The 15,153-nt window shown below is 45.6% G+C and carries 12 protein-coding genes; all 12 read left to right on the top strand.

Annotation, left to right across the window (positions count from 1 at the left end):
* Window positions 1-173 precede the first annotated feature (173 nt).
* The 12 genes from rsmH to ftsZ are packed head-to-tail and all read left to right on the top strand — an operon-like array spanning window position 174 to window position 15,122.
* Window positions 174-1,088, top strand: a complete 915-nt coding sequence (gene rsmH, locus BQ7480_RS15850; protein ID WP_072543606.1) for a 16S rRNA (cytosine(1402)-N(4))-methyltransferase RsmH — start codon at window positions 174-176, stop codon at window positions 1,086-1,088.
* A 2-nt stretch (window positions 1,089-1,090) separates the two neighbouring features.
* Window positions 1,091-1,450, top strand: coding sequence for an FtsL-like putative cell division protein (locus tag BQ7480_RS15855; protein ID WP_072543607.1), 360 nt, complete (start codon window positions 1,091-1,093; stop codon window positions 1,448-1,450).
* Complete coding sequence (locus BQ7480_RS15860) at window positions 1,447-3,570, top strand: penicillin-binding transpeptidase domain-containing protein (protein ID WP_072543608.1); 2,124 nt, start codon at window positions 1,447-1,449, stop codon at window positions 3,568-3,570. Before BQ7480_RS15855 ends, BQ7480_RS15860 begins: the two co-directional genes overlap by 4 nt.
* A gap of 6 nt (window positions 3,571-3,576) precedes the next feature.
* Window positions 3,577-5,034: a UDP-N-acetylmuramoyl-L-alanyl-D-glutamate--2,6-diaminopimelate ligase gene (locus BQ7480_RS15865; protein WP_072543609.1), complete on the top strand. Its 1,458-nt coding sequence runs from the start codon at window positions 3,577-3,579 to the stop codon at window positions 5,032-5,034.
* An 18-nt stretch (window positions 5,035-5,052) separates the two neighbouring features.
* The gene (mraY, locus tag BQ7480_RS15870; RefSeq protein WP_072543610.1) at window positions 5,053-6,321 is read left to right on the top strand and encodes a phospho-N-acetylmuramoyl-pentapeptide-transferase; all 1,269 of its coding nucleotides are present in this window, start codon (window positions 5,053-5,055) and stop codon (window positions 6,319-6,321) included.
* A 4-nt stretch (window positions 6,322-6,325) separates the two neighbouring features.
* Window positions 6,326-7,657: a UDP-N-acetylmuramoyl-L-alanine--D-glutamate ligase gene (gene murD, locus BQ7480_RS15875; protein WP_072543611.1), complete on the top strand. Its 1,332-nt coding sequence runs from the start codon at window positions 6,326-6,328 to the stop codon at window positions 7,655-7,657.
* 30 nt (window positions 7,658-7,687) lie between these two features.
* Window positions 7,688-8,938 (top strand): FtsW/RodA/SpoVE family cell cycle protein, encoded by a 1,251-nt coding sequence (locus BQ7480_RS15880; protein ID WP_072543612.1) that lies wholly within the window; start codon window positions 7,688-7,690, stop codon window positions 8,936-8,938.
* A 37-nt stretch (window positions 8,939-8,975) separates the two neighbouring features.
* Entirely contained in the window at window positions 8,976-10,106 is a 1,131-nt protein-coding gene (murG, locus tag BQ7480_RS15885; RefSeq protein WP_072543613.1) for an undecaprenyldiphospho-muramoylpentapeptide beta-N-acetylglucosaminyltransferase, read from the top strand.
* Complete coding sequence (gene murC, locus BQ7480_RS15890; protein ID WP_072543614.1) at window positions 10,096-11,472, top strand: UDP-N-acetylmuramate--L-alanine ligase; 1,377 nt, start codon at window positions 10,096-10,098, stop codon at window positions 11,470-11,472. The genes murG and murC overlap by 11 nt, the downstream gene beginning before the upstream one ends.
* Window positions 11,469-12,206, top strand: coding sequence for a cell division protein FtsQ/DivIB (locus tag BQ7480_RS15895; RefSeq protein ID WP_072543615.1), 738 nt, complete (start codon window positions 11,469-11,471; stop codon window positions 12,204-12,206). Before murC ends, BQ7480_RS15895 begins: the two co-directional genes overlap by 4 nt.
* A 3-nt stretch (window positions 12,207-12,209) precedes the next feature.
* The gene (gene ftsA, locus BQ7480_RS15900; RefSeq protein WP_072543616.1) at window positions 12,210-13,787 is read left to right on the top strand and encodes a cell division protein FtsA; all 1,578 of its coding nucleotides are present in this window, start codon (window positions 12,210-12,212) and stop codon (window positions 13,785-13,787) included.
* 24 nt (window positions 13,788-13,811) lie between these two features.
* Window positions 13,812-15,122, top strand: a complete 1,311-nt coding sequence (gene ftsZ / locus BQ7480_RS15905; RefSeq protein WP_072543617.1) for a cell division protein FtsZ — start codon at window positions 13,812-13,814, stop codon at window positions 15,120-15,122.
* Window positions 15,123-15,153: the final 31 nt, after the last annotated feature.

A 15,153-nucleotide genomic window follows, 5' to 3' on the forward strand; every position in this document is an offset into this window, starting at 1 on the left:
CTTCCGCCCCAATCTGCATACAAAATGGAAACACTTCTGAAAAATATCCGGCCTTAAACAACCTGTTGATAACTTCTTTAAATTTTCTCTTGGAAACATAGTGCTCGATTCTATGGAAATATCTAATTTTACAGCTTGAATATATAATAAGGTGAATTCATAAATTAAACCGCATGGAACAGACTGAACAGACATATCATATTCCTGTATTGTTGCACGAAAGTATTGAAGGCATGCATATCCATCCCAAAGGTATTTACGTGGACGTAACCTTCGGAGGAGGAGGACACTCCAAAGAAATCTTACGCCAGATGGACGGCGACAGCAAGCTGTTCAGTTTTGACCAAGACCCGGATGCAGAAAAGAATATAGTCAACGACCAGCGGTTTACCTTCGTCAGAAGCAATTTCCGTTATCTGCACAATTTCCTCCGTTACTACGGTGTAGAGAAGGTGGATGCCATTTTAGCGGATTTAGGCGTTTCTTCACATCATTTTGACGACTCGGAAAGGGGCTTTTCCTTCCGCTTCGACGGGAAACTGGACATGCGCATGAACAAACGGGCCGGAATCACAGCCGCCGATATTGTCAACACTTATGAAGAGGAAAGACTGGCCAACGTATTCTACTTGTACGGCGAGCTGAAAAACAGCAGAAAACTGGCCTCCGTACTTGTAAAGGCCAGAGCCGCCAAACCTATAGAAACCATTGGAGAGTTCATTGACACCATCAAACCCTTGTATGGGAAAGAAAGGGAAAAGAAAGAACTGGCCAAGGTATTTCAGGCTCTCCGCATAGAAGTGAACCAGGAAATGGAAGCTTTGAAAGAAATGCTTTATGCCGCCACCGAGGCGCTGAAACCCGGGGGACGGCTTGTGGTAATCACGTATCATTCACTGGAAGACCGCATGGTGAAAAACATCATGAAAACAGGCAATGTGGAAGGCAAAGCAGAACAAGACTTCTTCGGAAACGTACAAACCCCATTCAAGCTCATCAACAACAAAGTAATCACTCCCTGCGAAGACGAGGTACAACGCAATCCGCGTTCACGCAGTGCCAAACTAAGAATTGCAGAAAAGAAATGACAATGGAACCGCAAGAAAATAACATACCGAAAGAAACTCCGCATATCACGTGGAGAAGCATCTTGGGAGGAGAAGTACTGGTGCACTTGATGAAAAAGCAGGCCAACCTGATTATCCTGATTGTGATTCTGGTTATCCTGTACATAGACAACCGCTACTCAAGTCAGCAGGAAATGATTGAAATAGACCGTCTCAAAAAAGAACTGATTGACACCAAATACGATGCACTGACCATTTCTTCGGAACTGACGGAAAAGAGTCGCCAGTCACGCATCGAAGAATATATTTCTTCAGAGGGTACTCCTCTGGAGACGGCTTCTACTCCACCCTATTTAATCAAAAAGGAGGATATTGAAAAATGATACCCGGACAGAAAAATATCATTTTACGCTATACGCTCATTGTTTTTATCATGGCACTGCTCGCCATTGCAATCATTGCAAAGGCTGCCATCATCATGTTTGCAGAGCGGCAATACTGGAAAGATGTAGCCGACCGTTTTGTGAAAGAAAACGTCGTAGTACATCCCACGAGAGGAAACATCATCTCGGCCGACGGCAAACTTATGGCCAGTAGTCTGCCTGAATACAAGATTTACATGGACTTCAAGGCCGGAGGAGAAAGGAAGGATACCATGCTGATGAATCACCTGACAGAAATCTGCGAAGGCCTGCATCAGATATTTCCGGACAAAAGCGTAAAGGAGTTTCGCCAGCACATTTTAAAAGGAAGACGACTGAAAAGCCGAAATTACCTTCTTTACCCACGCCGTATTTCTTACATAGAATATAAAGAAGCAAAACAGCTGCCGGTATTCAACCTCAGCAAATATAAAGGAGGATTCCATGAGCTGGCATTCAACCAACGGAAGAAACCATTCGGTTCACTGGCGGCACGTACCTTGGGCGACATGTATCCCGACATGGAATTAGGTGCCAAAAATGGCCTTGAACTTACATACGATTCCATCCTTCGCGGACAAGACGGTATCACTCATCGCCAAAAAGTGATGAACAAGTATCTGAATATCATTGACAAACCGGCCGTAGACGGTTGTGATGTCATCACCACCATCGATGTCGATATGCAGGATATTGCAGAAAAGGCCCTCGTAGACCAATTAAAGACCCTCAACGCAGTGTTCGGGGTAGCCATCGTGATGGATGTAGCTACCGGAGAGGTAAAAGCCAACGTAAATATGACACGGGCTGGCGACGGCAATTATTATGAAATGAGAAATACGGCAGTCAGCAACTTGATGGAACCGGGATCTACTTTCAAGACCGCTTCTATCATGGTAGCCTTGGAAGATAAATATATCACTCCAGACTATATGGTGGATACGGGCAACGGTGTGGTCAACATGCACGGAAGCAACATGAAGGACTGGAACTGGTACAAAGGCGGATACGGAGAAATAGATGTGACCCGCATCATGGAAGTTTCATCCAACGTAGGCGTTTCGACCATCATCGATAAATTCTACGGTCAGAATCCCCAGAAATTCATCGATGGGCTGAGAAGAATGAGCATCGACAAACCTCTAAACCTGGGGTTTGCGGGAGAAGCCAGTCCGCGCATACTGGGACCTAAAGAGCGGTATTTTGCCAAGACAACCCTCCCGTGGATGAGCATAGGCTACGAAACAATGATTCCTCCTATTTATATATTGAACTTTTACAATGCCATTGCCAATAACGGAACCATGGTAAAACCCAAATTTGTAAAAGCAATCTCGAAGAACGGCGAAATCATCAAAGAATATCCGACAGAAATAGTAAACCCTAAAATCTGTTCCGATACCACACTTACCATGATTCAGGGTATTTTACGTAAAGTGGTTTCAGAAGGACTGGCCAAACCGGCCGGAAGCAAACAATTCAATGTTTCTGGTAAGACAGGTACGGCCCAGATTTCCCAGGGAAAAGCAGGATACAAGGCAGGAGGCGTAAGCTATCTGGTCAGCTTCTGCGGATATTTCCCCTCGGAGGCTCCCAAGTACAGCTGCCTGGTATCCATACAGATTCCGCACGGTCCTGCATCCGGCGGTTTACAGGCGGGTAGTGTGTTCAGCCGGATAGCCGAACGTATTTATGCCAAGCATCTGTATCAAAATCTGGCTTCGGCCAAAGATTCCACCTCTATATTCGTCCCTCATGTGAAAAACGGGGATTTACGAGAGGCTTCATACGTACTGCAAAGTCTGGACATCAAAAGCAACAGCGCCAGCATTCCCATTGGCAATTCACCCATTTGGGGAAGAGCCAACTGTAGCGACACTTATGCAGAACTGAAAAAGACACATACGGATAAAAGCCTGGTTCCCAATGTAAGAGGAATGGGAGCCAAAGATGCCGTATATCTGTTGGAAAGCAAAGGGCTCAGGGTTCGCTTATCCGGTACAGGAAAAGTAATAAAGCAAAGCCTCAACGCAGGCTCTTATTTACATAAAGGACAAACAATTACATTAACATTAGACTAAAAAGAGATGAGATTAGAAAATATCCTGAAAGCGGTCAATCCGCTCCAAATCATAGGTGAGACCAACTTGGAAGTTTCTGGAATCCACATGGATTCACGAATGGTGAAGAATGACTTCATGTTTGTGGCTGTAAAAGGCACACAAGCCGATGGACATAACTATATTCCAAAAGCCATTGAAAACGGGGCTACGGTCATTGTCTGCGAGCAACTGCCCGAAAAGCAGGAAGCTCACGTCACCTACATACAACTGGCAGACACGGAAGAGGCCGTAGGTAAACTGGCTACTACCTTCTACGGAGACCCGACCTCCAAACTGGATTTAATCGGTGTAACCGGGACCAATGGAAAAACGACCATTGCCACCTTATTATATACTATGTTCCGTTCGTTCGGATACAAGACCGGACTGGTATCTACCGTATGTAACTACATCGACGGAGAAGCTATCCCCACAGAACATACAACCCCCGACCCCATCACGCTCAACCAGCTATTGGGCCGCATGGCAGATGAAGGATGCAAATATGCCTTCATGGAAGTCAGTTCGCACTCCATGGTGCAGAAGCGCATCAGCGGCTTGCGATTTGCCGGAGGTATCTTTACCAATATTACCCGTGACCACTTGGACTATCACAAAACTTTCGAAAATTATCTGAAGGCTAAAAAGGCGTTTTTTGACGGCCTTCCTAAACAGGCGTTTGCCTTAACCAATGCGGATGACAAAAACGGATTGGTAATGACGCAGAACACCAAGGCCAAGGTGTCAACCTACTCCCTGCATTCATTGTGCGACTTCAAGGGGAAAGTACTGGAAGACAGCTTTGACGGTATGCTACTGGACATCAACAACCGGGAAGTAAACGTACAATTCATCGGACGCTTCAATGCCTCCAATCTGCTGGCCGTATATGGAGCTGCTTGCTTGTTAGGGAAAAAGCCGGAAGATGTATTGCTAAAACTCAGCATGCTACGCCCGGTTTGCGGACGTTTCGATGCCAAACGTTCTCCTAAAGGATACACCGCCATTGTCGATTATGCCCATACTCCAGATGCGTTGGTAAATGTATTGGACACCATTCACGAGGTACTGAGAGGAAGAGGCCATGTAATCACGGTGGTAGGTGCAGGTGGAAACCGCGACAAAGGAAAACGGCCGTTGATGGCACAAGAATCGGTAAAACGCAGCGATAAAGTCATCATTACATCAGATAATCCCCGGTTCGAAGAACCACAGGACATCATCAATGACATGCTGAGCGGGCTGAACAAAGAAGACATGAAAAAGGTAATCAGCATTGTAGACCGTAAAGAGGCTATCCGCACGGCCTGTATGCTGGCACAGCCACAAGACGTGATTCTGATTGCCGGAAAAGGACACGAAACCTACCAAGATGTCAAAGGTGTCAAATCACATTTCGATGACAAAGAAGTTTTGGACGAGATTTTTAAAGGAGAAGAATAAAAAAACGACGAAAAGACAATGTTATATTATCTATTTCAATATTTGGAGCAATTTGGTTTCCCGGGTGCACGAATGTTCGGCTATGTATCGTTCCGTTCGCTGATGGCTGTAATTCTGTCTCTACTGATATCTGCCATTTTCGGAGAATATTTTATCAATCTGCTCAAGAGAAAACAGATTACGGAAACGCAGCGTGATGCCTCTGTCGACCCTTTCAATGTAAAGAAGGTAGGCGTACCCACCATGGGAGGTATCATTATCATTGTAGCCATTCTGATTCCCTGCCTGCTGTTGGGCAAATTGCACAACATCTACATGATTCTGATGTTGGTCACAACCTTATGGCTGGGTACATTAGGCTTTTTGGACGATTACATCAAAGTGTTCCGGAAAGACAAGGAAGGGCTTCATGGGAAGTTTAAAATAATTGGTCAGGTAGGACTCGGACTCATTGTAGGACTGGCTCTCTACCTAAGTCCGGATGTCGTGATTCGGGAAAACATTGAAATCCAGCAAGACGGACGAGTGGTAGATGTGGTTCATAAACCTGTGAACGAGAAATCCACCAAAACCACCATTCCTTTCTTCAAGAACAACAACTTGGATTATGCTGATTTTGTGGGATTCTTGGGAGACCATGCACAAAAGGCGGGATGGATTGTATTTGTGCTGGTAACCATTTTTGTCGTGACAGCCGTATCCAACGGTGCCAACTTGAACGACGGCATGGATGGAATGGCAGCAGGAAACTCGGCTATCATAGGGGTGACCCTCGGCATATTAGCCTACGTGTCCAGCCACATAGAATATGCCGAGTACCTGAACATCATGTACATTCCTGGCAGTGAAGAGCTGGTAATCTTCATCTGTGCCTTCATCGGAGCCTTGATTGGTTTCCTTTGGTACAATGCCTTTCCGGCACAAGTGTTCATGGGCGATACGGGCAGTCTTACCATCGGAGGACTGATAGCCGTATTTGCCATTATCATACACAAGGAATTACTTATCCCTATTTTATGCGGTGTATTTCTGGTAGAAAACCTATCGGTTATCCTACAAGTCAAGTATTTCCAACGCGGCAAAAAGAAAGGTGTCAAGCAGCGTATCTTCAAACGTACGCCGATACATGACCATTTCCGCACCACATTGGCACAGCTTGACCCGAATTGTACGTATCTGGTCACACGCCCTCACAGCGTATTTCATGAATCCAAAATTACAGTCCGTTTTTGGATTGTAACCATTGTACTGGCAGCAATTACGATAATCACACTTAAAATCAGATAAAGCAATGGCAAGAATTGTCATCTTAGGAGCAGGAGAAAGCGGAACAGGTGCCGCTGTCCTGGCACAGAAAAAAGGTTTTGACACATTCGTTTCAGACATGTCCACCATCAAGGACAAGTATAAAACGATGTTGAACGAAAGAGGTATTCAGTGGGAAGAAGGTAAACACACAGAAGAGTTGATTCTGAATGCGGACGAAGTGATTAAAAGTCCGGGAATTCCGAATGACGCACCCATCATCTTAAAATTGAAGGATCAGGGTACTCCCGTCATTTCGGAAATTGAATTTGCAGGACGTTATACGAATGCAAAAATGATTTGCATCACCGGAAGTAATGGAAAGACAACTACCACTTCCCTGATTTACCATATCTTTAAGAAAGCAGGACTGAACGTGGGATTGGCCGGAAACATCGGACAAAGCTTGGCATATCAGGTAGCTGAATGTAATTTTGACTACTATGTCATCGAACTCAGCAGTTTCCAGCTCGACAACATGTATAAATTTCATGCCAACATCGCTGTACTGATGAACATCACTCCCGACCATCTGGACCGTTACGGCTATGAAATGCAGAATTACGTGGACGCCAAGTTCCGGATTATCCAGAACCAGACCAACGATGACGCTTTCATCTTCTGGAACGATGACCCCATCATACAAAGAGAACTCCACAAGTATGGCATTCACGGACAATATTTCCCGTTTGCCGAGAAGAACGAAGAAGGAGTAGCAGCGTTCACAGAAAAGGATAAGGTGTATTTCACCCGACCTATCGCCTTCAATATGGAAGAGGAAGAACTGGCCTTGACAGGAACCCATAATCTGTTCAATTCCATGGCAGCCGGCATATCGGCCAACATTGCAGGCATACGCAAAGAATGTATCCGGGAAGCATTGCACGATTTCAAAGGGGTGGAACACCGCTTGGAGAAAGTAACCCGCGTAAAAGGGGTAGACTATATCAACGATTCTAAGGCGACCAACGTCAACTCCTGCTGGTATGCCTTGCAAAGCATGAAAACCAAGACCGTCCTGATTCTGGGTGGAAAGGATAAAGGAAACGATTACAACGAAATCGCCGACCTGGTAAGAGAAAAATGCAGCGGTCTGATTTTCCTGGGACTTCACAATGAGAAACTGCATGCCTTTTTCGACAGCTTCGGTCTTCCCATCGCCGACGTGCAAAGCATGAAGGATGCGGTGGATGCCGCTTATAAAATGGCCCAAAAAGGAGAAACCGTTTTGCTCAGCCCTTGCTGTGCCAGCTTCGACTTGTTCAAAAGTTATGAAGACCGTGGCGACCAGTTCAAGGAATGTGTAAGAAACTTATAATATAACCAAGGAGTTAGAAACAACAAGTTTATGGATTTGCTAAAAAACTTTTTTAAAGGCGACAAGGCAATCTGGATTATTTACCTTTTCCTCTGCCTGATATCCATCGTAGAAGTATTCAGTGCGTCCAGTACCCTGACTTACAAGAGTGGGGATCATTGGGGACCTATCACCAACCACCTGACTTTGTTGATGGTAGGCACCATTGCGGTTTGGATTGTACACAATATTCCCTGCCGTTGGTTCAAGACATTCATAGTCTTGTTGCCTATCTCCTGGGTATTGCTGGCAGCCGTTTTCATTCTGGGCTCACTCACCAACGGCGCCAAACGATGGATTGACTTGGGATTTATCCAGTTCCAACCCTCGGAAGTAGCCAAGATGGGAACCATCATCACGGTTGCCTTCATCTTATCGCGCATGCAAGAAGAGAATGGAGCTAACAAGAAGGCTTTCAAATACATCTGTATCATCACCATTCTTACTTGCGGAATGATTGTCAGTGAAAACTTGTCCACCGCAGTGCTTCTGGCTGGAAGTGTATTCCTGCTGATGTTTGTCGGTAGAGTTCCTTTCAAACAACTTGGCATATTGGCCGGTATCGGCATAGCCTGTATTCTCATCGGAGTAGGAACCATCAAATACGTGCCTGGCGAAGCTTGGGATAAAATAGGGCTTCACCGTATGGTGACTTGGCAAAGCCGTCTGAACAACCATTTTGATGAAGCTGAGATTCCAGCTGCCAAGTTCGACATTGACAACGACGCCCAAATTGCTCATGCCAACATTGCTATCGCCAGCAGTAACATTGTGGGAAAAGGACCTGGAAACAGCGTACAGCGAGATTTCTTGTCACAGGCATTTTCGGACTTCATCTACGCCATCATCATTGAGGAATTGGGCCTCGTAGGAGGCGCCTTTGTCGCCGCCCTTTACATTCTCCTGTTGATGAGAATCGCAAAGATTGCCCGAAACTGCGACAAGTCGTACTACGTGTTTCTCATCACTGGAATCGGGATACTTCTTGTCATGCAGGCCACATTCAACATGCTGGTGGCCGTGGGTATCATGCCTGTCACCGGGCAACCTCTTCCCCTTATCAGCAAGGGAGGAACTGCCACATTGATAAACAGTGTGTATATCGGCATCATCCTCAGTATCAGCCGTTACGTCAATGACCTGAAGCAACGTCAAGAGGCAGAAGCACGGCTACAACAAGCCAGCCAGACACAAGAGGTTACACCAGCCAGCAATATCACTACACAAGAAGAGTCTGTTTAAAAGTTTATTTATAACTTTGCAGGAAATACTACAAAATATGGAAGAAAATTTACGCATCATAGTAAGTGGCGGTGGTACAGGAGGACATATCTTCCCGGCCATTTCCATTGCCAACGCAATCAAAGAACTACACCCCGAAGCTGAGATTCTGTTTATCGGAGCAGAGGGACGCATGGAAATGCAGCGTGTACCGGCTGCCGGATACAAAATTATCGGACTTCCGGTGGCTGGATTTGACAGAAAACATTTGCTGAAAAACGTCAGCGTACTCATCAAGCTGTTCAGAAGCCAGCTGATGGCAAGAAAAATCATCAAGAACTTCAAGCCTCACGCAGCTGTAGGAGTAGGTGGTTACGCCAGCGGACCGACATTGAAAGTGGCCGGCATGATGGGAATCCCTACCCTGATACAGGAACAGAATTCCTATGCAGGGGTAACGAACAAGCTACTGGCACAGAAAGCAGAAAAGATTTGCGTGGCCTACGAAGGGATGGAACGTTTTTTTGACAAGGACAAAATCATTCTTACAGGAAACCCAGTCCGCCAAGGATTGCTAAAGGAAAATATTTCACGGGAAGAGGCCATCCGTTCATTCGGCTTAGACCCGAACAAAAAAACCATCCTGATTATCGGAGGCAGTCTGGGAGCGCGTACCATCAACAACTGCATGATGCAAGGATTCAACAAAATGAAAGCATCCGGTGTACAATTCATTTGGCAGACGGGTAAAATCTATATCAATGAAGCCCGACAGGCCGTTAAGGCCTATGGCAGCCTGCCTATGCTGTACACGACAGACTTCATTTCAGATATGGCTGCAGCTTACAGCGCCGCCGATTTGGTAATCAGCCGTGCCGGAGCTGGCTCTATCTCAGAATTCTGCCTGCTGGGAAAACCAGTCATATTGGTTCCTTCACCCAACGTGGCAGAAGACCATCAGACCAAAAATGCTTTGGCTCTCGTGAACAAACAAGCAGCTCTTTATGTCAAAGATAGTGAAGCCACACAAACATTGGTCGATACAGCCATCGATACGGTAAGTAAACCGGACGTATTGGAAAACTTAAGCAAGAATATCAAAAAACTGGCTATCAAGGACTCTGCAAACATCATTGCACAAGAAGTCTGCAAGCTGGCATTAAAATACAAAGAAAGTCATGAACATTAATACTATACAAGCCGTCTATTTCATCGGAGCCGGAGGTATCGGAATGAGCGCTCTGGTACGTTATTTCCTTTCAAAAGGGAAAAAAGTAGGCGGTTACGACCGTACTCCAAGTGAGCTGACGGAAAGATTAATCCAAGAAGGAGCACAGATTCACTATGAGGAAAATGTAGCGTTAATTCCGGAAGCGTTCCTTCATCCGGAAACAACCTTAGTGGTATTTACTCCTGCCATACCAGCTACTCATAAAGAGTTGGTCTATTTTCAGGAACATCACTTTGAAATCCACAAACGTGCACAGGTATTGGGTATGCTGACTCAGACAGAAAAAGGTTTATGCGTAGCTGGAACGCATGGAAAGACTACCACCTCTACCATGGCTGCCTTCTTACTGGATCATTCCCACGTGGGCTGTAATGCCTTCCTGGGAGGAATTTCCAAAAATTATCAGACCAACCTGCTCCTGTCGGATAAGAGTGACTATGTAGTGATTGAAGCGGATGAGTTCGACCGTTCGTTCCATTGGCTCACTCCGTATGCCACTGTCATTACGGCTACCGATTCAGACCATCTGGACATTTACGGCACCCATGAGGCTTATCTGGAAAGTTTCCGTAAATATACCTCCCTCATCCGTCCGGACGGATACCTTATCATGAAGGAAGGTCTGGAGCTGCAACCAGACGTCAAACCCGGAGTCACAGTCTATACCTATTCCGCAGACAAAGGTGATTTCCACGCGGAAAATATCCGTATTAAGGACGGAGAAATCTATTTCGACTACATCTCTCCGTTAGGGAATATCGCCGACATCCAGTTAGGAGTACCTGTTTATGTCAACATTGAGAATGGAATTGCCGCCATGGCACTGGCACAAATAGGAGGAGCTACGACAGAAGAAATAAAGGCTGCCATGCCACAGTTCCGGGGAGTAGACCGTCGGTTTGACTTTAAGATAAAAAACGCACACATTGTCTTCCTGAGCGACTATGCGCATCATCCGGAAGAAATCCGTCAAAGTGTGACTTCTATCCGCCGTCTGTATCCCGACCGTAAAATCACCGCAGTGTTCCAGCCTCACCTCTACACACGCACCCGCGATTTCTACCAAGATTTTGCCCGCAGTTTATCTCTACTGGATGAGGTCATTCTGCTGGATATCTATCCGGCTCGTGAGGCCCCTATCCCCGGAGTCACCAGCCAACTCATTTATGACAATCTGCGGCCAAACATTGAAAAATGCATGTGTACCAAGGAAGAGCTGCTGGACGTACTGAAGCAGAAAAAGCTGGATGTACTCATCACACTCGGAGCTGGCGATATAGACAATTACGTTCCACAAATTTATGATTTACTGAAAGATAGATGATTAAACGAATTTTCATACTCTGTATTCTGTTAGTAGTTTCGGCCTACCTGGTTGTAGCCGTAACTGTATTCAACCACCAGCCTGAAAATCAGGTCTGCAAGGGTATGAAATTGGTTGTCAAAGACAGTATTGACTACGGCTTCATCACTGACAAAGAGGTAAAAAAGCTTCTTACGGAAAAAAATCTTTACCCGGAAAAGAAACGTATCGGTACAATCAATGTACGCCAGCTGGAAGAGACCCTTTCCAAACATCCCTTCATCAGCAAGGCTGAATGTTACCTTACGTCGGGAGGGAAAGTAGGTATCGAAATCTACCAGCGGATTCCGATACTCCGAGTGATGAGCAGCAATGGCGACAATTACTATATCGACCAATCCGGTAAAATCATGAATGCAACCGGCAAGCCCATTCATGTGGCAGTCGCTACAGGTTTTATTGACCGTAAGTTTGCCCAAAACGAATTGTATGAACTGGGATTGTACCTCCAGCACAGTCCTTTTTGGAACGCACAAGTGGAACAAATCAACGTAACGCCCAAAAAAGAGCTGGAAATTGTACCACGAGTGGGAGACCATATTCTTTTTTTAGGGAAAGCCACTGATTTTGAAGAAAAATTCAGTAAATTGCAAACGTTTTACAGTAAAGTGCTAAACCGTATCGGCTGGAATAAATACGAACGGATCAGCATTGAATTTAACAATCAAATTATCGGAACAAAAAAAGAAAACTAAGATATGGCAGTAACAGATTTTATAGCAGCTATCGAACTGGGTTCGACCAACATCACGGGAATTGCCGGCAAAAAGAATGCTGATGGAAGTATCCAGATTCTTGCCTATGCCAATGCCCCTTCATCAGATTGTATCAAAAAAGGAGCCATCTTCAACTTAGATAAAACCACACAAATACTGGTTTCTGTCATTCAGAAACTGGAAAACGATTTGCAGGCTTCAATCAAGAAAGTCTACGTAGGAATTGGTGGGCAGTCCATCAGAAGCATGCGCAACCATGTCACCAAACAATTAGGAGAAGACACCAAAATCTCACAGGCGCTGATTGAATCGCTCATGGAAACCAACCGCGAAATTTCATTGGTCGACCAAGAGATTCTGGATGTAGAACCTCAGGAATACAAAGTGGGGAACAATCTCCTGACTGAACCTGTCGGTATCTCTGCCGACCGTATTGAAGGACGTTATTTGAATATCATCGCACACCACACACTGAAAGCAAGAATCGCGCAATGCTTCAAACAAACGAAGTATGAAATTGCCGACTACTTCCTGTCGCCAGTGGCTACTGCCAACGTCGTATTGACTGACAGTGAGAGACGTTCAGGCTGTGCACTTGTAGATTTAGGAGCAGACACCACTACCGTGGCTGTATATAAGAACAATATCCTGCGCCATCTGGCAGTAATTCCATTGGGCAGCAACAACATCACAAAAGACATCTGCAGTCTGCAAATTGAAGAAGAGGATGCCGAACAGCTGAAACTCCGTTACGGGTGTGCCCTCACTCCTCCTGCTGAAGAGGAAGAACAAGCCAATGAACAGGAATATACCATCGAAGGTAAATGCACAATCCCGGCTCATAAGCTGGAATATATCGTGGAAGCCCGTGTCAATGAAATTATTTCCAACGTATGGAACCAGATTATGGTATCCGATTACGGTGATAAATTGCTCGCAGGACTGGTGCTGACAGGAGGAGCATCCAACATGCCTAACATCGACGAAGCCTTCAAACAGATTACCAAAATTGAAAAAATCCGTATCGCGAAAGGCTGTAACATTGCATTGGATGGCGCTATCCAGCTGCCCAAGAACGGTACCAAGAACACACTTATCGGCTTGCTGGCAGAAGGAAAAGAAAATTGCCTTAAAGTAGATCCACGGAAGGGCCATCAACTTGACTTCATTGATGACTTAAAAGAAAAAGAAGCAGAAGCCAAACGGAAAGAAGCGGAACGTCTCAGGGCAGAAGAGGAAAGACGCAAAGCCGAAGAGGAAGCGGAACGTCTCCGGAAAATCAATGAAGAAAAGAAACGTCAGGAAGAGGAACGCAACCGGAAACGCTTGGAAGAATATACTGCATACGTAGAAGAAGCCCGGCTGCAATTGAGCAAGAAGAAATACAAGGCAGCTTTAAAAGAAGTGGAAAATGCACGACGCATGCATCTTGCTGAAAAGGAAGAAGAGTTGAACGAACTGGAAGCCAAAATCAACAAAGAAAAGAAGGAAAACAGCTGGTTCGACATTTTCGCAAAGAAAGTAACCAACCTTTCTGATGAGATTTTAAAAGATAACTGATTACTCACATAAATAGATAGAATTATGTCAGACGAAACAATGGTACCTTTCGATTTTCCGAAAGACTCTCCACATATAATAAAAGTAATTGGTGTGGGTGGCGGTGGTGGCAATGCCGTCAACCACATGTACAAAGAAGGTATCCATGATGTGACATTCGTGGTCTGCAACACGGATAACCAGGCTTTGGAAGAATCTCCCGTCCTGCGTAAGCTCCAGTTAGGTAGTGAAGGACTGGGAGCTGGAAACCGCCCCGCAAAAGCACGGGCTGCCGCAGAAGAAAGCATCGAAGATATCAAAAATATGTTGAACGACGGATGCCGCATGGCATTCATCACCGCAGGTATGGGAGGAGGAACCGGAACAGGTGCCGCTCCTATCATCGCCAAGACGGCAAAGGATATGGGCATCCTGACCGTAGGTATCGTGACCATCCCGTTCTTGTTCGAAGGCAACAAGAAAATTGACCAAGCACTCGACGGTGTGGAAGAAATGAGCAAACACGTGGATGCCTTGCTGGTCATCAACAACGAACGCCTGCGTGACGTGTATTCTGATATCAGCGTCATGAATGCTTTCGGAAAGGCAGACGACACCTTGTCCATCGCCGCCAAGAGCATTGCCGAAATCATTACCCTGCGAGGTATCATCAACTTGGACTTCAACGATGTGAAAACAGTGTTGAAAGACGGTGGAGTGGCCATCATGAGTACCGGATACGGTGAAGGAGAAGGAAGAGTGACACAGGCCATTACCGATGCGCTTCACTCTCCGCTGCTGAACAACAATGATATTTTCAACTCCAAGAAAGTATTGTTCGTCATTACTTACAGCCCCAACAGCGAACTGATGATGGGTGAAATGGACGAAATCCATGAATTCATGAGCAAGTTCGGAAAAGACGTAGAAACCAAGTGGGGTCTTTACACCGACGAGACACTGGAAAATCAGGTGAAATTCACCATTCTGGCCACGGGATTCGGCATCAAAGACGTACCGGGCATGGACAATGTACTCAAACAACGTTCGCTGGAAGAACAGAAACGTCTGGACGACCTGGAAGAAGAGGAACAGAAAAAGGACGAACGCCGCAGCGATTACTACGGAAAAAGCATCCTGAAAAGCAGTATGCGGAAGAAACGCCCAAATATCTATATTTTCAGTCAGGAAGACCTTGCCAATGACGACATCATCAGCATGGTAGAAACCACTCCGACTTACAAGCGTACGAAAATGGAACTGGAAAATATCCGTTCCAAAGCCAGCACGGAAGAAAAGGTCACCCCGGAACCGGAAACCGCCAACACGGCCGGCTCCATGACCATTACCTTCTAACCCAGAAATAGAATGACATTTTAAAACAATA

Source organism: Bacteroides mediterraneensis (genome assembly GCF_900128455.1).
GTDB lineage: Bacteria > Bacteroidota > Bacteroidia > Bacteroidales > Bacteroidaceae > Phocaeicola > Phocaeicola mediterraneensis.

What these genes read in the sequence shown, in the direction of transcription:
- rsmH (WP_072543606.1), top strand. Translation starts at nt 174, where the DNA reads ATGGAACAGACTGAACAGACATATCATATTCCTGTATTGTTGCACGAA.
- BQ7480_RS15880 (WP_072543612.1), top strand. Translation starts at nt 7,688, where the DNA reads ATGGATTTGCTAAAAAACTTTTTTAAAGGCGACAAGGCAATCTGGATT.
- BQ7480_RS15860 (WP_072543608.1), top strand. Translation starts at nt 1,447, where the DNA reads ATGATACCCGGACAGAAAAATATCATTTTACGCTATACGCTCATTGTT.
- BQ7480_RS15895 (WP_072543615.1), top strand. Translation starts at nt 11,469, where the DNA reads ATGATTAAACGAATTTTCATACTCTGTATTCTGTTAGTAGTTTCGGCC.
- BQ7480_RS15855 (WP_072543607.1), top strand. Translation starts at nt 1,091, where the DNA reads ATGGAACCGCAAGAAAATAACATACCGAAAGAAACTCCGCATATCACG.
- mraY (WP_072543610.1), top strand. Translation starts at nt 5,053, where the DNA reads ATGTTATATTATCTATTTCAATATTTGGAGCAATTTGGTTTCCCGGGT.
- murG (WP_072543613.1), top strand. Translation starts at nt 8,976, where the DNA reads ATGGAAGAAAATTTACGCATCATAGTAAGTGGCGGTGGTACAGGAGGA.
- murC (WP_072543614.1), top strand. Translation starts at nt 10,096, where the DNA reads ATGAACATTAATACTATACAAGCCGTCTATTTCATCGGAGCCGGAGGT.
- ftsZ (WP_072543617.1), top strand. Translation starts at nt 13,812, where the DNA reads ATGTCAGACGAAACAATGGTACCTTTCGATTTTCCGAAAGACTCTCCA.
- ftsA (WP_072543616.1), top strand. Translation starts at nt 12,210, where the DNA reads ATGGCAGTAACAGATTTTATAGCAGCTATCGAACTGGGTTCGACCAAC.
- BQ7480_RS15865 (WP_072543609.1), top strand. Translation starts at nt 3,577, where the DNA reads ATGAGATTAGAAAATATCCTGAAAGCGGTCAATCCGCTCCAAATCATA.
- murD (WP_072543611.1), top strand. Translation starts at nt 6,326, where the DNA reads ATGGCAAGAATTGTCATCTTAGGAGCAGGAGAAAGCGGAACAGGTGCC.